The 23805-nt window shown below is 68.3% G+C and carries 27 protein-coding genes; 12 read left to right on the forward strand and 15 right to left on the reverse strand.

What is annotated here, in order from left to right:
* Positions 1-48: 48 nt before the first annotated feature.
* Positions 49-624, reverse strand: a complete 576-nt coding sequence (locus BKY59_RS03650; protein ID WP_076068748.1) for an outer membrane protein — start codon at positions 622-624, stop codon at positions 49-51.
* 199 nt (positions 625-823) lie between these two features.
* Here BKY59_RS03650 and BKY59_RS03655 point away from each other — a divergent pair, with 199 nt between their 5' ends.
* Positions 824-1276 (forward strand): hypothetical protein, encoded by a 453-nt coding sequence (locus BKY59_RS03655; protein ID WP_338056503.1) that lies wholly within the window; start codon positions 824-826, stop codon positions 1274-1276.
* A gap of 243 nt (positions 1277-1519) precedes the next feature.
* Here the strand turns inward: BKY59_RS03655 and BKY59_RS03660 are convergent, their stop codons facing one another.
* From BKY59_RS03660 to BKY59_RS03700, 9 genes are all read right to left on the reverse strand, one after another.
* Positions 1520-1852 (reverse strand): DUF1491 family protein, encoded by a 333-nt coding sequence (locus BKY59_RS03660; RefSeq protein ID WP_240499943.1) that lies wholly within the window; start codon positions 1850-1852, stop codon positions 1520-1522.
* Complete coding sequence (locus BKY59_RS03665) at positions 1849-2403, reverse strand: PaaI family thioesterase (protein WP_083671854.1); 555 nt, start codon at positions 2401-2403, stop codon at positions 1849-1851. The genes BKY59_RS03660 and BKY59_RS03665 overlap by 4 nt, the downstream gene beginning before the upstream one ends.
* Positions 2360-2830, reverse strand: a complete 471-nt coding sequence (locus BKY59_RS03670) for a PTS sugar transporter subunit IIA (protein WP_076068750.1) — start codon at positions 2828-2830, stop codon at positions 2360-2362. Before BKY59_RS03670 ends, BKY59_RS03665 begins: the two co-directional genes overlap by 44 nt.
* A 21-nt stretch (positions 2831-2851) precedes the next feature.
* Positions 2852-3445, reverse strand: a complete 594-nt coding sequence (gene hpf / locus BKY59_RS03675; RefSeq protein WP_076068751.1) for a ribosome hibernation-promoting factor, HPF/YfiA family — start codon at positions 3443-3445, stop codon at positions 2852-2854.
* A gap of 117 nt (positions 3446-3562) precedes the next feature.
* Positions 3563-4258 carry a DNA polymerase III subunit epsilon gene (dnaQ, locus tag BKY59_RS03680; protein WP_076068752.1) on the reverse strand — a complete coding sequence of 232 codons (696 nt, stop codon included), beginning with the start codon at positions 4256-4258 and terminating at the stop codon, positions 3563-3565.
* Positions 4219-4860, reverse strand: a complete 642-nt coding sequence (gene coaE, locus BKY59_RS03685; RefSeq protein ID WP_076068753.1) for a dephospho-CoA kinase — start codon at positions 4858-4860, stop codon at positions 4219-4221. Before coaE ends, dnaQ begins: the two co-directional genes overlap by 40 nt.
* Positions 4857-5675 (reverse strand): shikimate dehydrogenase, encoded by an 819-nt coding sequence (aroE, locus tag BKY59_RS03690; RefSeq protein WP_076068965.1) that lies wholly within the window; start codon positions 5673-5675, stop codon positions 4857-4859. The genes coaE and aroE overlap by 4 nt, the downstream gene beginning before the upstream one ends.
* A gap of 144 nt (positions 5676-5819) precedes the next feature.
* A complete protein-coding gene (locus BKY59_RS03695; RefSeq protein WP_129586185.1) occupies positions 5820-6419 on the reverse strand; it encodes a Maf family protein in 600 nt (199 codons plus the stop codon).
* A gap of 2 nt (positions 6420-6421) precedes the next feature.
* Positions 6422-7249 (reverse strand): pyruvate, water dikinase regulatory protein, encoded by an 828-nt coding sequence (locus tag BKY59_RS03700; RefSeq protein ID WP_076068754.1) that lies wholly within the window; start codon positions 7247-7249, stop codon positions 6422-6424.
* A gap of 288 nt (positions 7250-7537) precedes the next feature.
* Here BKY59_RS03700 and hemE point away from each other — a divergent pair.
* From hemE to BKY59_RS03720, 4 genes are all read left to right on the forward strand, one after another.
* A partial coding sequence (hemE, locus tag BKY59_RS03705; RefSeq protein ID WP_240499945.1) for a uroporphyrinogen decarboxylase occupies positions 7538-8547 on the forward strand: 1010 nt, incomplete at its 3' end.
* Between the two features lie 44 nt (positions 8548-8591).
* Complete coding sequence (locus BKY59_RS03710) at positions 8592-9041, forward strand: CopD family protein (protein ID WP_240499946.1); 450 nt, start codon at positions 8592-8594, stop codon at positions 9039-9041.
* A gap of 182 nt (positions 9042-9223) precedes the next feature.
* Positions 9224-10480, forward strand: a complete 1257-nt coding sequence (gene rho / locus BKY59_RS03715; RefSeq protein WP_076068756.1) for a transcription termination factor Rho — start codon at positions 9224-9226, stop codon at positions 10478-10480.
* A 23-nt stretch (positions 10481-10503) separates the two neighbouring features.
* The gene (locus tag BKY59_RS03720; RefSeq protein ID WP_076068757.1) at positions 10504-11163 is read left to right on the forward strand and encodes a TerC family protein; all 660 of its coding nucleotides are present in this window, start codon (positions 10504-10506) and stop codon (positions 11161-11163) included.
* Positions 11164-11348: 185 nt separating this feature from the next.
* On the opposite strand, the gene BKY59_RS03725 is transcribed toward BKY59_RS03720, so the two are convergent.
* Complete coding sequence (locus BKY59_RS03725) at positions 11349-12041, reverse strand: dienelactone hydrolase family protein (RefSeq protein WP_076068758.1); 693 nt, start codon at positions 12039-12041, stop codon at positions 11349-11351.
* Positions 12042-12175: 134 nt separating this feature from the next.
* Between BKY59_RS03725 and BKY59_RS03730 the strand changes: the two genes are divergently transcribed.
* Genes BKY59_RS03730 through BKY59_RS03755 form a run of 6 tightly spaced genes read left to right on the forward strand, consistent with a single transcriptional unit; the run spans position 12176 to position 17876 of the window.
* Positions 12176-12415, forward strand: a complete 240-nt coding sequence (locus tag BKY59_RS03730; protein ID WP_076068759.1) for a DUF6489 family protein — start codon at positions 12176-12178, stop codon at positions 12413-12415.
* A gap of 2 nt (positions 12416-12417) precedes the next feature.
* Positions 12418-13692 carry a tRNA uridine-5-carboxymethylaminomethyl(34) synthesis GTPase MnmE gene (gene mnmE / locus BKY59_RS03735; RefSeq protein ID WP_076068760.1) on the forward strand — a complete coding sequence of 425 codons (1275 nt, stop codon included), beginning with the start codon at positions 12418-12420 and terminating at the stop codon, positions 13690-13692.
* Between the two features lie 8 nt (positions 13693-13700).
* Positions 13701-15581: a tRNA uridine-5-carboxymethylaminomethyl(34) synthesis enzyme MnmG gene (mnmG, locus tag BKY59_RS03740; RefSeq protein WP_338056504.1), complete on the forward strand. Its 1881-nt coding sequence runs from the start codon at positions 13701-13703 to the stop codon at positions 15579-15581.
* On the forward strand, positions 15578-16177 hold the full coding sequence (locus BKY59_RS03745) for a 16S rRNA (guanine(527)-N(7))-methyltransferase RsmG (RefSeq protein WP_076068762.1): 600 nt from the start codon (positions 15578-15580) through the stop codon (positions 16175-16177). The genes mnmG and BKY59_RS03745 overlap by 4 nt, the downstream gene beginning before the upstream one ends.
* Positions 16174-16956, forward strand: coding sequence for a ParA family protein (locus BKY59_RS03750; RefSeq protein WP_076068763.1), 783 nt, complete (start codon positions 16174-16176; stop codon positions 16954-16956). Before BKY59_RS03745 ends, BKY59_RS03750 begins: the two co-directional genes overlap by 4 nt.
* Before the next feature lie 11 nt (positions 16957-16967).
* Complete coding sequence (locus tag BKY59_RS03755) at positions 16968-17876, forward strand: ParB/RepB/Spo0J family partition protein (RefSeq protein ID WP_076068764.1); 909 nt, start codon at positions 16968-16970, stop codon at positions 17874-17876.
* A 306-nt stretch (positions 17877-18182) separates the two neighbouring features.
* Here the strand turns inward: BKY59_RS03755 and holA are convergent, their stop codons facing one another.
* From holA to BKY59_RS03775, 4 genes are read right to left on the reverse strand one after another with little or no spacing between them, the layout of a single operon-like run.
* The gene (holA, locus tag BKY59_RS03760) at positions 18183-19202 is read right to left on the reverse strand and encodes a DNA polymerase III subunit delta (RefSeq protein WP_076068765.1); all 1020 of its coding nucleotides are present in this window, start codon (positions 19200-19202) and stop codon (positions 18183-18185) included.
* The gene (gene lptE, locus BKY59_RS03765) at positions 19199-19693 is read right to left on the reverse strand and encodes an LPS assembly lipoprotein LptE (protein WP_076068766.1); all 495 of its coding nucleotides are present in this window, start codon (positions 19691-19693) and stop codon (positions 19199-19201) included. The genes holA and lptE overlap by 4 nt, the downstream gene beginning before the upstream one ends.
* On the reverse strand, positions 19690-22269 hold the full coding sequence (gene leuS / locus BKY59_RS03770) for a leucine--tRNA ligase (RefSeq protein ID WP_076068968.1): 2580 nt from the start codon (positions 22267-22269) through the stop codon (positions 19690-19692). The genes lptE and leuS overlap by 4 nt, the downstream gene beginning before the upstream one ends.
* 13 nt (positions 22270-22282) lie before the next feature.
* Positions 22283-22717 carry a DUF3576 domain-containing protein gene (locus BKY59_RS03775; protein WP_076068767.1) on the reverse strand — a complete coding sequence of 145 codons (435 nt, stop codon included), beginning with the start codon at positions 22715-22717 and terminating at the stop codon, positions 22283-22285.
* Between the two features lie 222 nt (positions 22718-22939).
* Here BKY59_RS03775 and BKY59_RS03780 point away from each other — a divergent pair, with 222 nt between their 5' ends.
* Positions 22940-23674 (forward strand): porin, encoded by a 735-nt coding sequence (locus BKY59_RS03780; RefSeq protein ID WP_076068969.1) that lies wholly within the window; start codon positions 22940-22942, stop codon positions 23672-23674.
* Positions 23675-23805 lie beyond the last annotated feature (131 nt).

Here is a 23805-nt window from a genome sequence, read left to right on the forward strand (position 1 = left end):
CGGAGGTTACCCCCCGCCCCTTGTCCTCAATTTAGCGTCGTTCCGCGATCAGAAGCGGAAGCCGAAGCCCGCGACTGCCTGGTTGCGGCTGAAGCCGTCCTGATAGTTGGAATAGCGATATTCCGCCTTCACATAGCTGTTCGGGCCGACCGCATATTCCGCGCCGACGCCGGCACGGATCCCGTCCAGGTTGGTCTTGCCCAGCGTGGTCTGGTTCGTGCCGTCGTCGCTGGTCAGCTTGAACTGCGCGTTGGTGTAGCCGGCCTTCGCGTACAGCAGGGTGCGACCACCGACCACGGTGCCGACGCGTGCGCCGGCGTACAGGTCGCGGCCCGCCTTGGCGCACAGGCGCGGCGACACGACCGTCTCGCGGCCGGCGCACTGACGCACGTCGCTGTCCGCCGCCTCGCCCTCGATGCCGACGACCAGGCCGTTCATCTGCATGTCGTAACCGGCGGCGACGCCGTAGGCCACCGCATCGTCCGTGTCGCCGTTCTTCACATTGTCATAGCCGACGATCCCTTCGACGCGCGCACCGGTGAAGGGCGCTGCGACCTGTGCCATTGCGGGGGCGGCGACCAGCATGGTGGAACCGAGGATGGCGGCAAAAGCTACGCTACGCATGTCATATACTCCATGTGACACATGCCCTTGTGGGGCGTGGGGGCTCAGTGCATGAAATCGCATGGCGTTGCATGAACCTCAGCTAAACAACCAAAAGCGTTGTATATCTGCAACATGGCCTTGTGGACGCGGCCGGGGGAACAGGTCGCGACGAACGGCGTGGCCTGCCCCCGCGCTGCTGGCCCTGATGCTCGCTGCCTTGCCCGCGCCGACCGTCGCGCGCGAGACGCTGGGCCTGTTCGAGGGCTGGGGCGCCTTCTCCGATCCCCGTCCGCGGCGCTGCTATGCCGTCGCGGAACCCGTGGGCCGGCCACGCGATGCCGCCTGGCGACCGTTCGCTGCGATCTCGACCTGGCCGACGCGCGGTGTCCGGTCACAGGTCAATATCCGGCTGCGCAAGGCCAAGCTGCCCGGCGCACCCGTCCTGCTGACGATCGGCGACGTGCGGTTCGCGCTCGTGGCGGGCGGTGCCGATGCCTGGGCACCGAACGCGGCGATCGACGCCCGGATCATCGCGGCCATGCGCAACGCCGCCAGCATGCGGGTCGAAACCCGTGCGCGCGACGGCAGCCGCCTGGTGGACGGCTACCTCCTCCACGGTGCCGCCACCGCGATCGATGCCGCAACACTTGCCTGCGCCCGGTCCGGGTAGAAGGCGCCGATGCCGGAAAGGGAGAAGCGCGCGACCTCAGCCCTCTCGCATCACGCCCACAAACACGGCCTTCCTGCGACAAGGCCGAAAATCTGTTTTGGATCACGTCCAACCATCACGTCGTGATCCCGGACTCGATCCGGGATCACGATTGGCCAAAGCTGATCAAGACTTACCCTCGAATTATCGAGCTCCAACCCGGCGGCAATTCAAACTTCTGGCCGCGCCGTCACCCGAACACCCTCACCCCATCGTCTCCGCCGCCACCTGCGCGGCATCCGCCCCGTCCAGTTCCACCACCCACAGGTCCGGGTCACGCTGCCGCCGCCGCGCGACATAGTCCGATACGGCGCCTGCCGCATTCGGATCCGCCGGCCCGGTCGGCATCAGGCCATAGCCGTGCGGCCCCAGCACGCGTTCGACCATCCCGCCCGCCACGCCGCGTTCCGACAGCAGGATCAGGATCGCGCCGGCGGTCGCATCGCCCTTCGCCAGGACCACCGCATTGCCGCCGGTGGCCTGCACCCGCCGGACCATCGCCGACACCAGCATCGCCGCGGTCAGCCGCGCCGTCACGCCCCGATTCCGGGGCCGGCCGCGCCGGTCGCATAACCGGGCAGCGTGGCCAGCGGGATGCGCGATTTCATGAACGTGCCCGTCCCGCGCGCAATCTCCTCGCCTTCCGCATCGATCAGCCGGGCATCGGCCACGAACACGCGCCGCCGCCCGCTGATCCAGCGTCCTTCGGCCACAACTTCGCCCGCCTTCACCGGCCGGGTCAGCAACAGGTTGAACTGCGTCGTCAGCAGGAACCGGTCGCTGACCAGTGAATTGGCCGCATAGAAAGCCGCATCGTCCAGCATCTTGAAATAGACCGTGCCATGCGCGGCACCGGCCGCATGATACACCGTCGGGTCGATCAGGAACCGGATGCGGGCAAAGCCGGCCGACATGATCTCCAGGCGCGATGCGAACGCATGGTTGATCGGCGCCGCGGCATAGAGCGACTCCAGCGCGCGGTAATGCGCCTCCGCACCACTCGGCACCGCCCCGGTCCCTGTATCGGAACCGGCGTCAGGCGCGTCAGCCGGCGGGGTCACGACCATTGCCGCCGGTAAACAGCGCATAGAGCGCATCTTCCGATGCCGCCCCGCGCAGCTTCGCCACGAACACCCGGTCGCGCAACCGCCGGCTGACGCGGGCCAGCGCCTTCAGATGTTCGACACCGGCGTCGGTCGGCGACAGCAGCAGGAACACGATATCGACCGGCATGTCGTCCACCGCCGCGAAATCGATCGGCGTCGACAGCCGTGCGAACAACCCGACGACACCGGGCAACCCATCGATCTTGGCATGGGGAATCGCGACGCCACCTCCGAACCCGGTCGACCCCAGCCGTTCGCGATCGGACAGCCGGTCCGCGACGACGCGCGCGTCGACATCCACCAGCCGTGCGGCCGTTGCCGCCATCTGCTGGAACAGCACCTTCTTGTTCGGCACGACCATTCCGGCCGCGACCGCACCGGGCGCGAGAATATCGACGAGCGAGTCCATCGGGATCAAGCGAACGGCCGGTCAGGCCGCGCGCTGCGGCTCCACCCAGCCGATCGTTCCGTCCGGTCGGCGATACACCATGTTGAACGCGCCGGTGCCAAGGTTCTTGAACAGCAGCGCGCCGGTGTTGCGCAGGTCGAGCATCATGACCGCGTCCGACACCGTCGCATCGGGCACGTCGACGCGCGTCTCGGCGATGATGACCGGATTGTCGCCGACCTCTTCCTCGTCCGGTGCAGGCTGGAACACCGTGTATCCGGCATTCTCGTCGATGCGGACGTCCTCATAGGCGGCGGCACCGCCCATGCTGGTCGTCACCTGCTTGTCCTTTAGCCGGCGCATGTAGCGGCGCAGCTGAGTCTCGACGCGCGCGGCGGCCTGGTCGAATGCGGGATGGGCCTCGTTGCCCTGGCCATGCCCTTTCAGGATCACGCCCTGCATCACATGCGCCACGATGTCGCAGGTGAAGGAACCGTGCGGACCAACGCCGAAGGTCGCGTGCGCGGAAATCGATCGCGAGAAATATTTGTCGGCGATCGCCTGCATCCGTTCGCTCACATGCGTCCGCAATGCGGCGCCGGTGTCGACCTGATGACCTGAGACACGGATTTCCATCGTAATGACCTCCTCAAAAGAGCAATTTGCGGCCGGTCACCCGAGGATCGGGCGCCGCGGCCTTAGAACCGGGGCGTTCCGGGGTCAACCGATGCGGTTCCCCTTGTTTACACCCCTTCAGGCGTCGACCGTGCTCCACAACGGATCGACCAGTTTCGCCACGAATGCTGCATGCCGCGCCAGTTCTTCCGGACTGGCCGTGAAGGACCGCATGGGCCGCACCGTCACCGGTACAACGTCGCGCATCCCAACCGGTGCCGCATCCGCGCCGGACTCTTCTGCGGGCAGCATCAGGCCGATCTGCCGGCCGCCCATCAACTCGACGTAAAGCTGCGCCAGCAACTGCGCATCCAGCAGCGCGCCATGCTTCACGCGGTGGCTGCGATCGATGCCGTAGCGCGAACACAGCGCATCCAGGCTGTGCTTGGCCCCCGGATGCCGCGTCCGCGCGATCGCCAGCGTGTCGATCATCCGCGTCATGCACACTTGCGGGTGTCCGCACTCCTCCAGCTCGGCATTCAGGAACCCGAAATCGAACGTCGCATTATGCGCGATCAGCGGCGCATCGCCGATGAACGCCAGGAAATCGGCGGCGCCTTCGTGGAACCGCGGCTTGTCGCTCAGGAACCGGGCGGACAGGCCGTGGACCGCCTCCGCTTCCGCCGGCATGTCGCGATCGGGGTTGAACCAGGCGTGGAACGTCCGCCCCGTCTCGCACCGGTTGACCAGCTCGACGCAGCCGATCTCGACCAGCCGGTCGCCGTTCCTGGGGTTCAGGCCGGTGGTTTCGGTATCGAAGACAATTTCGCGCATGCGGCACAGTATCGGACTCCATGGTCGCGGAGGCAAGCGACCAGCGCGCCGACCCGCGCGGCCGTATCGATGATCGGAATACCGGTATCGATCAGGAAATCCGCCCGCGCACGCTTGTCCGCATCGGGCATCTGCAACGCCAGGATCGCGGCGAACCGGTCCGCCGTCATGCCGGGCCGCGCCAGCACGCGCGCATGCTGCACCTCGGCCGGGGCGGAAACCACCACCACCGCGTCCACCGACTCCGCGCCACCCTTCTCGAACAGCAATGGAATATCGAGGACGACGATGTCCGACCCGGACTGCCCGTTCAAAAAATCCCGCCGCGCCGCCGCCACCGCCGGATGGACGATCGCCTCCAGCCGGGCCAGCGCCGCCGGATCGCCCAGCACCGCCCGGCCCAGCCGACCGCGATCGACACCGGCCGCCCCCGTCGTCCCCGGAAACGCCGCTTCGATCGCGGGCACCAGCGCGCCGCCGGCCGCCTGCAACCGGTGTACCGCCGCATCGGCATCGAACACCGGCACGCCATGGTCGCGGAACATGACTGCCACCGCCGACTTGCCCATGCCGATCGACCCGGTCAGCCCCAGGACGATCATGCCGCGGTCAACAACGCCCGCAATTCCGCGTCGCGGTCGCGCGGAGCATGCGCTTCGAAGAAGATCTCGAACGCCAGCGCCGCCTGCCCGATCAGCATCGTCAGCCCGTCGATCGTCGTAAGGCCACGCGCGCGCGCCGCCGCCAGCAGCGGCGTCTCGAGCGGCGCATAGACGATGTCGTACACGATCGCGCCGGCGGGCAGGGGGGTCAGGTCCAGCGCGAGCGGCGGCTGCCCGACCATCCCCAGCGAACTGGCATTCACCAGCAGGTCGACCGGCGGCAACGCGGTATCGAGCGGCACCGCGTCGCCCTGCAACCCGAACTGGTTCAGCAGCGCGCGGCCCTTGTCCGGCGTGCGGTTCAGCAGCGTAACCGATCCCACGTCGCGGCTCGCCAGCGCCAGCAGCACCGCGCGCGCCGCACCGCCCGCACCCACGACGGCCACCGCCTTGCCCTCCAGCGGCACGTCGTCCAGCGGTTCCAGGAACCCGCCCGCATCGGTGTTGGTGCCGACCAGCCCGCCATCGGCATCCCCGAACACGCAGTTCAGCGCACCCAGCGTCGTCTTCAGACCCGCCCGGTCGTCGACCACGTCGAACACCGCCTGCTTGTGCGGCAGCGTCACATTGCTCCCGCGCCAGTCGGGATCGTCCCGCCGCAACCGGAAATGCGCCGCCAGACCGTCCGCCGTCACCCGCGTCGCGACATAGTCCGCCTCGATCCCCAGCGCCTGCAACCAGAAACGGTGAATGATCGGCGACTTGCTGTGCGCGATCGGGTCGCCGATCACTTCGGCAAAAGGCGTTCCGGGCATGATCGAACTCGCAATATCGGGATGACACATATCCCCGCGGATGCGGGGATCCAGCCAGGACCCATAGGAAAAGCTAGCCCGCATGTCCAAGCTGGACCCCCGCATCCGCGGGGAACGCCGCAGTCTATTATGTCGTCCCTGCAATCATTTCGTTATCAGCCCCAGCACCCGCAACTGATCCAGCAGCGCCAGCAACGGCAGACCCAGCACGGTGAAATGATCCCGGTCGACCCGGGAAAACAGCTGCACGCCCGGCCCCTCCAGCCGATAACATCCCACGCACCCCGCGATCGCCGGCCATTCCGCGTCGAGATAGGCCTCCAGAAACGCATCGGAGAAATCACGCATCGTCAGCGTCGCCACCCCGACATGCCGCCATGTCGGCACACCGCCCGTCGCCAGCACCGCCGCACTGGTCAGCCGATGCCGCCGCCCGCGCAGGCTCCGCAACTGTTCCGCCGCATCCGCCCGGTCGCGCGGCTGATCGAACAATATCCCGTCGTCGCGCGCCAGCGTCTGGTCGCACCCCAGTACCAGCGCATCCGGGTAGCGCCGCGAAATCTTCACCGCCTTCAGCTCGGCCAGCGCATCGGCCAGCCGCCGTGCGTCCGCCCCTTCGCCCACCAGTGCCGCCTTCGCCGCATCCTCGTCGATGCCGGCCGCGACCGCCTCGTGCGCGACGCCGGCCGCGGTCAGCATCGCGCGCCGCGCCGCGGACCGCGACGCCAGGATCAGGCTCGGCACCACTACGCCAGCACGCTCGCGTCACCGCGCCGTTCGTTCACCAGGTTGATGATCGCCGCCGCTGTCTCCTCGATCGACCGGCGCGTCACGTCGATCACCGGCCAGCCATTGTCGGCGAAGATCCGCCGCGCGAACGCCAGTTCGGCCGCCACCGCTTCCTGATCGACATAGTCCGTCTCCGGCGCCTGGTTCAGCGACAGCAGCCGGTTCCGCCGGATGGCGATCAGCCGGTCCGGACTGGTCGTCAGCCCCACGACCAGCGGATGTTCCAGCGTGTAGATGTTGGCGGGCGGTGGCGACACCGGCACCACCGGGATGTTCGCGGTCTTGTACCCCCGATTGGCCAGGTAGATCGACGTCGGCGTCTTCGACGTGCGCGACACGCCGGCCAGCAGGATATCGGCCTCCTCCCAGTTTTCCGACGCGATGCCGTCGTCATGCGCGATCGTCCACTGGATCGCATCGACCCGCGCGAAATAGGCCGCGTCCAGATTATGCTGCCGCCCCGGCCGGGCACTCGCGATCTGCCCCAGCAGCCGCGACAGCGCGTCCGTCACCGGATCGAGCGCCGCCACCGCCGGGATTCCCGCCGCCCGGCACCGCGCCTCCAGCTTTCGCCGCACCTCCGAATTGGCGAGCGTGAAGATGATGAGTCCGGGATGCTTGCCGATCTCCACCATCACCCGGTCGAGATGCCCTTCGGACCGCACCATCGGCCAGAAATGCTTGATCGCCTCCACCCCGTCGAACTGGGCCAGCCCCGCCTTGGCGACGTTTTCCAGCGTCTCGCCCGTGGAATCGGACAGCAGATGGACGTGCAGGCGCATGATGGGGGGGATCCTGTGGAAAACCGTGGGGGTTGCGGTAGGCCAGGGTCGGGGATGCTTTCAAGGTCCGCGTTCATCCCCGCTGGCCCGGCGCGTTCTCCACGCTTATCCACAGGCGCTCCACCGGATGACTCGGCCTGTGGATAACGGGGGCCGAGTCATCGACTCGCCGACGACTCGCGAGTCGCTTGCCGCACGGCTGTTGGCAATCCGGGGCGGGGCGAATAAACCCCGATTCAAGCAGGGCCTACTACCCCTCCAGACTCTCTTAAGACTCTTAAAGGATATTAGATGGACCTCGCTTTTGAGTCCGATCCGACCGGCGATCGTCCGCTTCTGGCTGTGTTGCAGGGCCGCCGGCAACCGATCCCGCCCGTCTGGCTGATGCGTCAGGCCGGGCGCTATCTCCCCGAATATCGCGCGCTCCGGGCCGATCGCGGCGGATTCCTCGAACTGGTCCACGACAGCGCCGCGGCGGCCGACGTCACGCTGCAACCGATCCGGCGGTTCGGATTCGACGGCGCGATCCTGTTTTCCGACATCCTCGTCATCCCCCACGCGCTCGGCCAGGATCTGCGGTTCGAGGTGGGCGAGGGTCCCAGACTCTCGCCCCCGCTCGCCGACCATGCGCTGGAGGCGCTGGCACGCGTGCCGGAGCGGCTCGACGCGGTCTATCGCACCGTGTCCCTCGTCGCGGCCGCCCTGCCGCCCCAGACCACCTTCCTGGGCTTCGCCGGCAGTCCCTGGACCGTCGCGACCTACATGGTGGCGGGGCAGGGGTCGAAGGACCAGGCACCCGCCCGTCGCATGGCCTACGGCGACCCGCAGGCATTCGGCGCGATCATCGATGCCATCGTCACCGCCACGATCGACTATCTGATCGGCCAGATCGACGCCGGCGTCCACGCGGTGCAGCTGTTCGACAGCTGGGCCGGCAGTCTGTCGCCCGCGCAGTTCGAACGCTGGGTCATCGCGCCTACCGTCCGGATCGTCGATGCCGTCCGGGCCGCGCGGCCGGGCGTGCCGATCATCGGCTTTCCGAAGGGGGCGGGGGGGAAGCTGCCGGCCTATGCGCGTGAAACGCGGGTCGACGCGCTGGGGCTGGACGAGACGGTCGATCCGCTCTGGGCCGACCGCGAACTGCCCGCCGGCCTGCCGGTGCAGGGCAATCTCGACCCGCTGGCGCTCATCGCGGGCGGCGAACCGCTTGAAACCGCGACCCGCCATATCCTATCTGCGTTCCCGGAACGGCCGCATATCTTCAACCTGGGACATGGTATCCTGCCCGACACGCCGATCGCNCGATCGCGCATGTCGAACGGCTGCTGGAACAGGTGCGACGCCGATGACTTTTGGGACGGCCTTTGCGATGACCTATCTCTGGATCAAGGCCGCCCATCTGATCTTCGTGATTTTCTGGATCGCGGGGCTCTTCATGCTGCCGCGCTACTACATCTACCATCAGGAATCGGCACCCGGATCGGACGAGGAAAAGCGCTGGATCGACCGGGAACGCAAGCTCCGCTTGATCATCCTGACGCCGGCGATGATCGCGGTCTGGGTGTTCGGGCTGATCCTCGCCTACACGATCGGCGCGTGGACGATGGGTTGGTTCCACCTTAAATTCCTGCTGGTAATCGGCCTGACCGGCTATCACGGCTACATGGTCGCCTACGGCAAGCGCCTCGCCCGTGGCGAACGCCCGGTCACCGGCAAGGCGCTCCGCCTGATGAACGAAGTCCCCGGCATCGCCACCGCGATCATCGTCGTGCTGGTGATCGTGAAGCCGTTCTGAGGGCTTGAAGCTATCCTATCGACCGTCAGGATGACGGTCATGGCGTAAAACCTTGACTCGGGCCCTCTCGGCCGCCTACCCGAGCCGCGCTGCCTCCCGTCCGTGCGAGGCTCCCTCCCCGGGACTCCGACGCCAGGCGATCCGCCGCGCGGTGGGCCAATCCGCATCGGGACCAACGCACCATGCATTTCAAAGACCTCAAGAAGACCCCGCCCGCGGCGCTCGTCGCGATGGGCGACGAACTCGGTGTCGAAGGCGCCTCCACGCTGCGCAAGCAGGACCTCATGTTCGCGATCCTCAAGGTCCTTGCCGATCGCGGCGAGGAGATCATGGGCGTCGGCACGATCGAGGTGCTCCAGGACGGCTTCGGCTTCCTGCGCAGCCCGGAGGCGAGCTATCTCGCCGGCCCGGACGATATCTACATCTCGCCCAACCAGGTCCGCAAATTCGGCCTGCGCACCGGCGACACGGTCGAGGGCGAGATTCGCGCGCCCAAGGACGGCGAACGCTATTTCGCGCTCGTCCGGCTTGTGTCGGTCAATTTCGACGACCCCGATGTCGTCCGCACGCGCGTCAATTTCGACAATCTGACGCCGCTCTATCCGGAATCGAAGCTCACGCTCGATCCGCACGACCCGACAGTCAAGGACAAGTCCTCGCGCGTCATCGACATCGTCTCGCCCCAGGGCAAGGGTCAGCGCGCGCTGATCGTGGCCCCGCCGCGGGTCGGCAAGACCGTGCTGCTCCAGAACATGGCGAAGGCCATCACCGACAATCATCCGGAGGTCTTCCTGATCGTCCTGCTCATCGACGAGCGGCCCGAGGAAGTCACCGACATGCAGCGCAGCGTGAAGGGCGAGGTCATCTCCTCCACCTTCGACGAACCGGCGCAGCGCCACGTCCAGGTCGCCGAAATGGTAATCGAAAAGGCCAAGCGGCTGGTGGAGCACAAGAAGGATGTCGTCATCCTGCTCGACTCGATCACGCGTCTTGGCCGCGCCTACAATACGGTCGTGCCCTCGTCGGGCAAGGTCCTGACCGGCGGTGTCGACGCCAATGCGCTCCAGCGGCCGAAGCGCTTCTTCGGTGCGGCGCGGAACATCGAGGAAGGCGGTTCGCTGTCCATCATCGCCACGGCGCTGATCGATACCGGCAGCCGTATGGACGAGGTGATCTTCGAGGAGTTCAAGGGTACCGGCAATTCGGAAATCGTGCTCGACCGCAAGATCGCCGACAAGCGCATCTTCCCGGCGATCGACATCGGCAAGTCCGGCACCCGTAAGGAAGAGCTGCTGGTCGACAAGACCAAGCTCAGCAAGATGTGGGTCCTGCGCCGGATCCTGATGCAGATGGGCACGACCGACGCGGTCGAATTCCTGCTCGACAAGATGAAGGATTCGAAGACCAACGAAGACTTCTTCGATTCGATGAACAGCTAAGCGAGAGGGCAGGGACAAACGCCATGATGGAACTCTGGGGTCATATCGTCAGCGACTTCTCGAACATAACCCAGCCGTCGCAGCTGGCGGCGTTCGGGCAGGTCCTGCTGATCGACATCATGCTGGCCGGCGACAACGCGATCGTCGTCGGCGCGCTTGCGGCCGGTCTGCCTGCGGATCAGCGCCGCAAGGTCATCCTGATCGGCATCGCGGCGGCCCTCGTGCTCCGCGTGGTCTTCGCGCTGCTCGTGACGCAGCTGCTCGCCCTCGTCGGGCTCGTCTTTGCCGGCGGCATCCTGCTGCTCTGGGTCGCTTGGAAGATGTACCGCGAGCTTCAGCCCGGCGCGTCGGCCCAGGATGGTGACACCAACGAAGCGACGCTCAAAAAGCCGCGCAGCTTTGCGCAGGCCGCCTGGGCCGTGGCGCTCGCCGATGTGTCGATGAGCCTCGACAACGTGCTGGCCGTTGCCGGTGCCGCGCGCGAACATCCCGGCATCCTGGTGCTCGGCCTGATCCTGTCGGTCGCACTGATGGGCATCGCCGCCAACGTGCTGGCCCGCGTCATCGAACGCTATCGCTGGATCGCCTATATCGGTCTTGCGGTCATCGTCTACGTCGCCGGCAAGATGATCTACGACGGTCTGATCGACCCCCAGGTCGGGGTCCTGACCCTCTTCGGCTGAGCTTAACGAAAAGGGGGCGGTGTCACGAGACACCGCCCCCTTTTTTGTGTCTGCTGAAGATGGTTGGTGAAGCTCCCTCTCCCCACCGGGGGGATGGCCGGGGAGGGGGGCTCGGCTTGGGGTAAGGTCGCCTCCAGCCAAAACCCCCCACCCAACCTTCCCCCCGGTGGGGGGAGGGCTAAGCACTACCCAATATGCTCCGCAAAGAACGCCTCGGTCCGGCCATCGGCCAGCCGCGCCGCATCATCCACCCGCCGTGATCCGGACGTCGCGGCAAAGCCATGATCCACACCCGCATAATCATGGATCGTGACGCGAGAATTGGACCCCAACCCATCACCGATCGCCGCCCGCGCCGCCGCATCGATGAAGTGATCGTCACCCGCGAAATGCAGCATCAGCGGCTTACCGATCGCGTGCGCCTCACTGAGCTTCGTGTCGATGCCGCCGCCATAATAACCGACGCTGGCGTCCGCATCGGTCCGCGTCGCGGCCAGATAGGCAATCAGCCCGCCCAGGCAATATCCGACCACGCCGACCTTTTCCGCATCGCCGCGCGCCGCCTTGATCGTCGCCTCGACGTCGCGCATCGCCGCATCCAGATCGAACCGCTTGTAGAAGTCGAACGCGCGTTCCATCTCCGCCGGCACGTCGGGGTCCAGTTCGACACCCGGCTCCATCCGCCAGAACAGGTCCGGCGCGATCGCCAGATAGCCGAGCGTCGCCCAGCGATCGGCCTTCTCGCGGATCCCGGCATTGATGCCGAAAATCTCCTGGATCACGACGATCGCGCCTTTGGGGCTTCCCTCCGGCATGGCCCGATAGGCGGGCATCGCGGCCGCCCCGTCCAGCGTCGCGATTTCGATCCGGTCACCCATGCTCTTCTCCACTCTATGATCGTCGCCTATCTAGGGCGGGGCGGGGTCCGCTGCCATCCCCTGGGCGCGGTGCCCTCGACAGGTGTCGAGCAGGATGCGATGCCGTTGGGCGACAGTTGGGCAAGAGGACGACCATGAAGATCACCGTGGATATCGACTGCACGCCGCAGGAAGCGCGGACCTTCATGGGCCTGCCGGACCTTGAACCGTTGCACGCCACCTATCTCGACCGGATGAAGCGCAACATCGAGGAAGGGATCACTGCGGACTCGCTCCAGTCGATGCTCAAGAGCTGGGCCCCGATGGGGGAGGCCGGGATGATGCTCTGGAAGCAGCTGTCCGATCAGATGGGCAAGGCCTCCACCAAGAAATAACGGTGCCCGACACGATCTTCGCGCTGTCGTCCGGCGCGCCCCCGGCCGGGATCGCCGTCGTGCGGATCAGCGGCCCGTCCGCCGCCACCGTTGTCCGGGCGGTCGCCGGTGGCCCGGCAGTGCCCCGCCGTGCCACGCTGCGCACTTTTCGGGACGCGCAGGGCGCGACGATCGACCGCGGCCTGCTCCTGTGGTTTCCCGGTCCGTCGACCGCGACCGGCGAGGATCTGGCCGAACTGCACCTGCACGGCGGCCGGGCCGTGGTCGCGCGGATGCTCGTCGTCCTGTCCGGCTTTCCCGATTGTCGGATCGCGGCGCCCGGCGAGTTCACCCGCCGCGCCTTCGCCAACGGCCGATTGGACCTGCTGGAGGCCGAGGCGCTGGGCGACCTGCTCTCTGCCGAAACCGAGCAGCAACGCCGCACCGCGCTTGCCATGGCGGATGGCACGCTGGGGCGACAGGTCGACGACTGGCGGCGCGCGATCCTCCGGCTGGCGGCGCAGGTCGAGGCAAGCCTCGATTTCGGCGACGAGGACGACGTCGCATCCGACACGGCCACGATCGCGCAGCAGGCCGCCGCCTTGGCCGACGCCATCGCGACGGCGCTTGCCGCGCCTGCGGTGGAACGGGTGCGGGACGGGATCGCCGTCGTGCTGGCCGGCCCCCCCAATGCCGGCAAGTCCAGCCTGCTCAACCGCATCACCGGCCGCGATGCCGCCATCGTCTCGCCCGCTGCCGGCACGACCCGCGACGTGGTCGAGGTGCCGGTCGCGATCGACGGCACCGCCTTTCTCTTCTCCGACACGGCCGGTTTGCGCGACGGCGGGGACATGGTCGAACGGATCGGCATCGACCGCGCCCGCGGCCGGATCGCCGATGCGGACCTACTTCTCTGGCTGGGCGACGATCCGCCGCCGCCGCATCCGCGCACGCTCTGGTTGTTTCCGCGCGCCGACATCCGCACCGATCCCGTGCCGGACGGTCGGCTGGCGGTATCGAGCGCGACGGGGCGGGGACTGCCCGCGCTCATCGCCTGGCTGCATGAGGAAGCCGCCGGCCTGCTGCCCGCTCCCGCCGGCCACGCCATCTCCCGCCGGCAACGCGCCGAACTCACCGAGGCACAGGGCGCCATGCGCGACGCTGCCAACCTGCACGACGCCGTTCTGCAGGCCGAGGCACTGCGCCGCGCCCGGCTTGCGCTCGACCGGCTGACCGGCCGTTCGGGGTTCGAGGAGCTGCTCGACAGCCTGTTCGGGCAATTCTGTCTGGGAAAATAACGTTCCACGTGGAACATCGCTGGACCAGGCGTGCAAATCCCACCCGGCTTTGCTACGCGACCGGTATGGATCAGGCTTATGATGTCGTCGTCATCGGGGGCGGCCACGCCGGCTGCGAGGCGGCGGCGGCGGCGGCGCGGTCCGGCGCGCGTGTCGCGCTGGTGACGATGCAGGCCGATCGGATCGGCGCAATGTCCTGCAACCCAGCGATCGGGGGCATCGGCAAGGGCCATATCGTCCGCGAGGTCGACGCCTGGGACGGGATCATGGGCCGCGCGGCGGATGCCGCCGCGATCCACTACCGCATGCTCAACCGCAGCAAGGGCGTCGCCGTTCAGGGCCCCCGCGTCCAGGCCGACCGGGTCCGCTACGCCGCCGTCGTGCGCGCCGCGCTCGCCGCCTACCCGACACTGTCGATCGTCGAGGCGGAGGTGGACGACCTGACCCGTACCGCCGACCGCATCACCGGCGTCCGCACCAGTGCGGGCCTGCTGCATGCCGGCGCGGTGGTGATCGCCGCGGGCACCTTCCTCGGCGGTATCCTGCACAGCGGCCTGACCGCCACCACCGGCGGCCGGGTGGGCGAACGCGCCGCGACCCGGCTCGGCCGGCATCTCCGCGATCTCGGCCTGCCCGTGGCACGGCTCAAGACCGGCACCCCGCCGCGGCTGGACGGGCGCACGATCGACTGGGCCCGGCTCGACCGGCAGGCGAGCGATACCGAAGTCTGGACCATGTCGCCGGACAGCAGTACCCCGCGCCTGCCGCAGATCCACTGCGCCGTCACCCGCACCAACCTGGCCACGCACGATGTGATCCGCGGTGCGCTCGACGTATCGCCGCTGTTCTCCGGGCGCATCACCGGGTCCGGCCCGCGCTATTGTCCGTCGATCGAGGACAAGGTGTTCCGCTTCGGCGATCGCGACGGTCATCAGATCTTCCTCGAACCCGAGGGGCTCGATACGCGCGCCGTCTATCCGAACGGCATCTCCACCTCGCTGCCCCCCGCGATCCAGCAGGATTTCCTGCGCACGATCGCCGGTCTGGAACAGGTCGCCATCCTGGAGGCAGGCTATGCGGTCGAATATGACTATGTCGATCCGCGCGCGCTGGACACCCGCCTCGCCGTCACCGGCCTGACCGGCCTGTTCCTCGCCGGGCAGATCAACGGTACCACGGGTTATGAGGAAGCGGCGGGGCAGGGCCTCGTCGCCGGCCTCAACGCCGCCGCCCATGCCCGCGGGCGCGACGCCGTCTCCTTCGATCGCGCGGACAGCTATATCGGCGTCATGGTGGACGACCTGACGTTGCAGGGCGTGACCGAACCCTACCGCATGCTCACCGCGCGCGCCGACAACCGCCTGCACCTGCGTGCCGACAATGCCGAGGCGCGGCTGGGCGAACAGGCGGTCGCCGCCGGTGCGGTCCGCGCCCCCAAGCGCCAGGCGCTGGACCGCCGCCGCGCCGCGCACCGGGCCACCCGCGCCGCGATCGACACCGCCATGCTGCACCCGCCCACCGCCGCCACGCTCCGCCAGTCCTTTTCGGAAGGCCATGCGCGCGACACCGTCAACAGCCTTGTGCCCGCCACGCAGGCGCAGGACGCCACGATCGTGACCGAAGTCATCGCCGACCTGCTCTACGCGCCCTATGTCGAGCGGCAGCGCGCCGATGCGAAGCGGTTGCTCGGCGGCGCGAACCTGCCGCTCGACACCGTCGACTACGCCACGATCGGCGGCCTGTCGGCGGAAATGGTCGAGCGGCTCCGCATGGCCGCCCCGGCCGATCTGCAGGCCGCCGCGCGCATCCGCGGCATCACGCCGGCGGCGCTCACCGCGATTCTCGTCCAGGCGCGCCGGGCGCCGACGACGCCCCGCCGGGCCGCATGACCGCCCCCCGCACGACCGAGGCGCTGCTCGCCGCCTATACCGCCATGGTGCGCGACGAGGCCGCTCGCCAGAACCTCGTCTCGGCCGCCAGCCTCGATGCGTTCGAGACGCGCCATATCGACGACAGCGCGCAGCTGCTCGATCTCGCCCCGCCCGGCGGCCACTGGCTCGATATCGGGTCGGGCGCGGGCCTGCCTGGCATCGTGCTGGCGATCCTGGGGGCGGAGGTCCGGCTGGTCGAAAGCCGTCGGTTGCGCGCCACCTTCCTGGCCGACGTGATCGCCGCGCTCGATCTTGGCGACCGCGCCACGCTCCACGCCGGGCGGATCGAGACGATGCCGACCGAACGGTTCGACCGGATCACCGCGCGCGCCTATGCCCCGCTGCCGAAGCTGCTCGATACCGCGGTGCGCTTTTCCGATCGTGCTACCGTCTGGATCCTGCCGAAGGGCCGGACCGCATCGTCGGAACTGGATGCGGTGCGCGGAACATGGCAGGGTGCCTTTCGCGTCGTGTCCAGCCGGACCGACGCCGATGCCGCGATCGTCGTGGCGACCGACGTCCGCCAGACCACCCGCCGAAAGGAGTCGCGATGATCCGCATTGCCATCGCGAACCAAAAAGGCGGCGTGGGCAAGACCACGACGGCGATCAACATCGGCACGGCGCTGGCCGCGTCGGGCTGGCGCGTTCTGCTCATCGATTTCGATCCGCAGGGCAATTGCTCGACCGGTCTCGGCATCTACCAGAACGAACGCGGCGCCTCCAGTTACGAGGTCCTGCGCGGCGACAGCACGCTCGTCGACGCCGCGATCGCGACGAAGGTCCCGCGGCTCGATCTCGTCCCCGCCACGGTAGACCTGTCGGGGGCGGAGATCGAACTGATCGATTTCGAACATCGCACCCACCGGCTGGATGCGGCGATCAACGCCGCCCCGCCCGCCCGCTGGGACGTGTGCATCATCGATTGCCCACCCTCGCTGGGGCTCCTCACCATCAACGCGCTGGTCGCCGCCCGCCTGCTGCTCGTCCCGCTGCAATGCGAATTCTTCGCGCTCGAAGGGTTGAGCCAGCTGCTCCAGACGTTCGAACGGATCCGTTCGCGCTTCAACCCCGGCCTGTCGATCCTGGGCGTCGCGCTCACCATGTACGACAAGCGCAACCGCCTGTCGGAACAGGTCGCGCAGGATGTCCGCGCCTGCCTGGGCGATGTGGTGTTCGAAACCATCATCCCGCGCAACGTGCGGCTGTCGGAGGCGCCCAGCCACGGCCTGCCCGCGCTGATCTACGACCATCGCTGTTCCGGGTCGGAAGCCTATATCGCGCTGGCCCGCGAACTGATCGGGCGGCTGCCCGCGCCTGCCAAGGCGGCTTGAGAGGGATGCGGATGAGCGCGGACGGTATCGGCGTCAGGAAACGGCCCGGCGGCCTCGGCCGCGGGCTCTCCGCCCTGCTGGGCGAGGTCGAGCGCGAGGCACCGGTCGCCGCCGACGGCCAGCGGTCGCCGGGCATCCAGTCCGTCGCCGTCGCCGCCATCCACCCGCATCCGGGCCAGCCGCGCCGCCATTTCGACGAGACCGCGCTGGAGGAACTGGCGCAGTCGATCGCGGTCCGCGGCGTCCTGCAACCCATCCTCGTCCGCCCGCATGACGGCGGCTACCAGATCATTGCCGGCGAACGGCGCTGGCGTGCGGCGCAGCGTGCGCACCTGCACGAAGTGCCGGTCATCGTCCGCGATTTCAGCGATATCGAAACGCTCGAAGTCGCGCTGATCGAGAATATCCAGCGGCAGGACCTGAATGCGATCGAGGAGGCGGAGGCCTATCAGCGGCTGATTGCCGACTATGGCCACAGCCAAGAGGCGCTCGGCAAGCTCGTCAACAAGTCGCGCAGCCACGTTGCCAACCTCGTCCGGCTGCTCGACCTGCCCGAACCGGTCCGCAACGACGTGTCGACCGGCGCGCTTTCGATGGGGCACGCCCGCGCGCTCGTCACCGCAAAGGACCCGATGCTGCTCGCCCGTCAGGTCATCGACCGCGGGCTGTCCGTCCGCGAAACCGAACAGCTCGCCCGCGACGCGCGCGGCCCGCGCGACCGCGCCGCCACCCCCGGCACGCCCGCCCCCAGGGCGGAACCCGATGCCGACATCCAGGCGCTCGAACGCCAGATCGGCGACCTGCTCGGCCTGAAGGTTGGCATCGCCCACAGCGATGACGGCGGCACCGTCACCCTCCGCTACGCCACGCTCGACCAGCTCGACATGATCTGCCAGCGCCTGAGCGGCGAGGCGATCTGAGTCGGTTGGACAGATTCACGGCGTCCATCAGCACCACACCACAGTCCGTTTGGTTCGAGCCTGTCGAGAACCGGAGCTAAGTTCTCGACAGGCTTGAACCAAACGGATTGAGCGCTTGAACCTCAAAATCCACAATCCAGACTCCGCCCACCCCGAGCGCAGTCGGGGACCCTTCGAGCGCAGCCGAGAAGCCGACCTCGGCCCCTCGGCTACGCTCGGGGGAATGAGTGCCTCGACTGCGCCCGGCATGGACGGGAGGGCGAGGTCAGGACGAGAAGCGCAGTATGAACCACACCCCACCAAATCCTACCGCCCCCGCCGCGCCTGCCGGCCGATCGCGAACAGTTCCTCGCCCAACCCGGCGCCCCCTGCTGATCGCGAAGACTTCGCATCGCGCTCCGCCGCCGCCAGCCGCTCGATCGTCCGGGCCAGCGCCTTCGGGTTCCAGCGCGCGACCTGCCCTGCCACGATCCCGCGTTCCTTGAAGAACACCGCCTTGCCCGCCGTCGCCATCGCATGATCCACGCTGCTGCCGCCGGCCACCTCGGCGCGCAGGTTGGACAGCAGCAGCGCGCGCCGCCCCAGCGCCCGCAGCACCGGAATCGCCTCGCCCGCCGCATCGATCCGCGCCAGCGCCGCCTCCAGCACGGCCAGATCGCCATCGAACGTCGCATTGACCAGCGCACCGACGTCGCCTTCCTCCGCATCGGCAGACAGCGCCGCGAACCCGGCCGCGTCCAGTTCCATCGGCCGGTCCGGCGCGGCATCCAGGTACAGCGCGAACTTGTCGATCTCCTGGGCCAGCAGCGCCCGATCCCCGCCGCTCGCCGCCGCCAGCCGCTGCGCGATTTCCGGCCCCATCCTGACCCCGCGCGACTGCCCCATGGACAGCGCGATCCGGTCCGCCTCGCCCCCTTCGGGCAGGTAGGAAATGCACGCCATCACATCGAGCCGCGCCGTCGCCAGCTTCACCAGCTTGGCGTCCTTGCGCAACGCGCCGGCCACCACCACCACCGGATTGCCTGCGCCCGGCGCCTCCATCAGCGCCTCGGCCGCGTCGATCATGTCGTCGCCCGCCGGCTCGACGCGGATGTAGCGCTTGTCCCCGAACAGCGACATCGCCATCGCCTCGTCCGACAGGCGCGCCGGATCCGCCTTCAGCCCTGCGCCGGTCAGGTCGATCCGTTCCGCGCCCGGTAACGCCTTGCCCAGCCGCCCGGCCAGTTCGCGCGACCCGGACTCGTCGGGGCCGTAGAGCAGGAACATGCGGACCCCGGGGTCCGGCTTGTCCAGCGCCCGCTCCATCTGGGGGCGCTTGAGGATCATTCGGGTGCGGGTGTCCGCTCGGCATACAGCGCCAGCCGCGCCACGATCTGGTCGGCGATGTCGCCCGACAGCCGTTCCAGCGCGGTTTCCTCCGCGGCGATCAGCGCATATTCCGAACTCACCACGTCGATGCCCGCGTCCGAACTGGCGGTCGCATCGAGCAGCACCGTACCCGCCTTCGCATCGACCAGCCGGTATCGCGCGCGCAACGTCCGCCGCTCGCGCGTCACCGCCTGGTCGCGGCGGATGCCGAACCCGGTGATCCGGTCGTCCAGCTCGACCTCGATCCGCTTGCTTGCGGCCGCCCCGCCGGTCAGCCGGCTCGCCAGCGCGCCCTGCATGAAATAGCCCGCCTTGCCCGGGATCGGCGCGACCGCGACATCGGCCAGCGCCGTCGCCACCGGCCCGCTGCCGCCCCCTGCATAGACCGGCCGCAGCCCGCAGCCCGACAGGCTGGCCGCGGCGATCAGCGCGAGGAGTACCCCCCTCATGCGACGATGTTCACCAGACGACCGGGCACCACCACGATCTTGCGCGGGGTCGCGCCGTCCAGCACGCGGATCACCTTGTCGGATGCCATCGCCATCGCCTCCAGCACCGCCTTGTCGGCGTCCTTCGCGGCGGTCAGCGTATCGCGCAGCTTGCCGTTCACCTGCACCGCGATCGTCACCTGATCGTCGATCAGCATCGCCGGGTCGACCGCCGGCCACGCCGCATCGGCGACCAGCCCGTCATGCCCCGCCCGCGCCCAGGCTTCCTCCGCCAGATGCGGGATCATGGGTGCGACCAGCAGGATCAGCGTCTCCGCAGCTCGGGCCCGGTCCGGCCCTGCGGGGGCCTTCTCTAGTGCCGCGACGAAGCTGAACAGCTTGGCCACCGCCTTGTTGAACTGCAACGCGTCTATATCGTCCGCGATGCCCTGGATCGTGCGATGCCGCAGCCGCTCCAGCTCCGGCGCGACACCGTCACCGGCGGCGGCAGGCTCGGTCAGCCGCCACACGCGCTGCACCAGCCGCCACGCCCCCTCGATCCCTGCCTCGCTCCACGGCAGGTCGCGTTCCGGCGGGCTGTCGGACAGCATGAACCAGCGCACCGCGTCCGCGCCATATTGGTCGACGATCGGTCCCGGATCGATCGTGTTCTTCTTGGACTTCGACATCTTCTCGACGCGCCCGACCGTCACGGCCAAGCCCGTCGCCGTCTCGAACACACCCGCGTCGCGCCGCTCGATATCGTCGGGCGACAGCCATTTCGGCACGGTCAGCACTTCGCCCGTCTCGGTCCGCTCCTCGACCGTGCGCGAATAGGTTTCGTGCGTCACCATCCCCTGCGTGAACAGCCCGCCGAACGGCTCCGCCACGTCCAGCCGCCCGATCCGGTTGAGCGCGCGCGTCCAGAACCGCGCATAGAGCAGGTGCAGGATCGCATGCTCCACTCCGCCGATATACTGCCCCACCGGCAGCCACTGTTCCGCCACCGCCTTGTCGAACGGCTTGTCGTCCGGCTGGCTGGCGAAGCGGATGAAGTACCACGACGAATCGACGAACGTGTCGAGCGTATCGGTCTCGCGCCGCGCCGGTGCCCCACATGCCGGGCAATCGACATGCTTCCAGGTCGGGTGCCGATCGAGCGGATTGCCTGGCACGTCGAACGTCACATCCTCCGGCAACACCACCGGCAGCTGCTCGGTCGGCACCGGCACCACGCCGCACGCGTCGCAATGCACGATCGGGATCGGTGTGCCCCAGTAACGCTGCCGCGACACGCCCCAGTCGCGCAGCCGCCAGACGGTGGTGCCCTCGCCCCAGCCACCGGCCTCCGCCCGCGCGATGACCTCGGCCTTGCCGGCCTCGACCGACAACCCGTCCAGGAATCGCGAATGGACCAGCACGCCCGGCGCGCTGTCCGCCTCGTCCTCCACCGGCGCATCCGCCTGCTCCGCGCTGGCGGCGACCACGCGCGTCACCGGCAGCTGATACTTCCGCGCGAAATCCAGGTCGCGCTGGTCGTGCGCCGGCACGCCGAACACCGCGCCCGTCCCATATTCCATCAACACGAAGTTCGCGACGAACAGCGGCAGCGTCCACTCCGGATCGAACGGATGCACCACGCGCAGCCCGGTATCGAAGCCCAGCTTCTCCGCCGTCTCGACCTCGGCCGCCGCCGTGCCCGTCCGCTTGCACGTCGCGATAAAGTCGACCAGGCCTACGTCGTTCGCGGCCAGCGCCTGCGCGATCGGATGGTCCGCCGCGATCGCCGCGAAACTCGCGCCGAAGATGGTGTCCGGCCGCGTCGTGAAGACTTCCAGCGTCTCGTGACCCGGCAACGGATCAGCGATATCGAACCGGAACTTGAGGCCCCGACTCTTGCCGATCCAGTTCTCCTGCATCGTCCGCACCTTGGCGGGCCATTGGTCCAGATCGCTTAAGCCGGCCAGCAGGTCGTCCGCGAAATCGGTGATCCGCAGGAACCACTGGCTAAGCTTGCGCCGCTCCACCAGCGCGCCCGACCGCCATCCGCGCCCGTCGATCACCTGTTCGTTGGCCAGCACCGTATGATCGACCGGGTCCCAGTTCACCGCGCTTTCCTTGCGGTACACCAGCCCATGCGCGAACAGGTCGAGGAACAGCGCCTGTTCCTGCCCGTAATAGTCCGGCTCGCACGTCGCCAGCTCGCGGCTCCAGTCGAGCGCGAAGCCAAGCCGCTTCAGCTGCGTCCGCATGTCGGCGATGTTCGCGCGCGTCCACGCGCCCGGATGGACGCCCTTCTCCATCGCCGCGTTTTCCGCCGGCATCCCGAACGCGTCCCACCCCATCGGGTGCAGCACCTCGTGCCCCGTCATCCGGCGATAGCGCGCCAGCACGTCGCCCATCGTATAGTTGCGGACATGCCCCATGTGGATCCGCCCGGACGGATAGGGGAACATCTCCAGCACATAGCTTTTTGGCTTCGGACTCGCGTCGTCCGCCTCGAACGTGCCGCGTTCCGCCCAGGTCGCCTGCCAGCGCGGGTCGGCGTCGAGCGCGTTGAACCGTACCGGGGCGGACCCCTGCGCCTGACCTTCCATCATCACGTGGCGATCAGCCCGCAACGGCGGTACGGCGCAGGTCGCGGGCCTTGGTCAGGATCACTTCTTCCAGCTTCTGCACGGTGGCCGCCTGCACCGGCGACTCCGTCCAGCGCCCGCCCTGATACACTTCGCGCGATGCCGCCACGCGCAGCGCGTCGGCACGCAGGTCCTGGTCCAGGATCGACACGGTCACCTTCATCCGCTCGGACGGCAACGCCGGGTTCTGGTACCAGTCGGTCACGATCACGCCGCCGTTGGAATCGACCTGCCCCATCGGCATGAACGACAGCGTGTCGAGCGCGGCGCGCCACAGATAGCTGTTCACCCCGATCGTCGTGACGCGCGACGGCGCCATCGCGGTCGCCAGGCCGGCCTTTTCCTTGCCCCCGCCGCATGCGGTGAGTGCGACGAGGCCGAGGATGAGCGCGGGGCGGGACAGACGCATGACGGAACCTCGATAGGCAACAGGGCAGGGCCGTCCGAAAACGGCGGGATCGCCACCGTTATAGGGCCTGGGCGCACGCCCGCAAGCACGCGCCCCCGCCCCTGCGGCGCGGCACCTGTGGAGTTGGTGCAACAGCGCATCCGAGAATCGCTCGCGGTCTCTGGCGAGGCGCAACCCCGCCGTGCTAGCGCAGTTTTCAGAGGGGTGCAGGGAATGACGACCATGGCCGCGAATCGCGCCATTGCTGGGCTGTCCGGGGTGCTGGGTGCGCTCGCCTTCGTCACGTCCGTCGCCACCCCCGTCAGTGCCGACGCCGCAGTGCCGCGCAAGCGCGTTTCGGGCGCGTCCGGCATCTCGCTTCCGTCGGCCAGCGGCATTGGCTCCTTCACCCCGGCCTCGGCCGATCCGCGCCGCGCGGCACTCGCCCGGATGTCGGGCCTGAACAGCAGCGGCTTCCGCTTCACTCCGTCCGCCGCACCCGGCAGCCGGCGGGCCGTCACGGTCGCCGTCCGCGCCCGCGCCGCCAATGCCCGGATCGAGGCGCAGCGCGCCGGGATCATCACCAACGTCGCCAACCTGTCGCTCGCGCCGTCCGCCTACAGCCTGGGCGTCTCGGTCGGCTGGAAGAAGTTCGCGCTGTCCGGCGATTTCGCCCGGACCGAGGGCAATATCCTGCCGATCGACAATGAGGCGATCGACCTGGGCGTCAGCTTCGCGAACCGCAAGTGGAGCACGAAGCTGCAACTGGGCGCCGATCGCGCGATCGGCGGCCGCCCGTCGCTGCTGGGCGCGGACCAGACCTATTCGGTCGATCTGGGCGGTGCCTATGCGCTCACCCGCAACCTCGATCTGGCCGGCGGCCTGCGCTACAAGACGCAGCGCGAACGGATCGACGCAATCGCCGATCAGCGTCGCGACAGCCAGGCCGTCTACATCGGCACCGCCTTCCGCTTCTGACCGCGGTGTATCCCGTGAGCGGACTGCGGAGTATGTGCGAACGCCAATCACCTGTGGTGCAAGGCATTGGTTCGGTCTCACGCCAGCACTGCTTGTCCTGAGTAGGGGTTGAGCGAAGCCGAAGACCCGTA

It is taken from the genome of Sphingomonas montana (assembly GCF_001956315.1).
Taxonomy (GTDB): Bacteria; Pseudomonadota; Alphaproteobacteria; order Sphingomonadales; family Sphingomonadaceae; genus Sphingomonas_R; species Sphingomonas_R montana.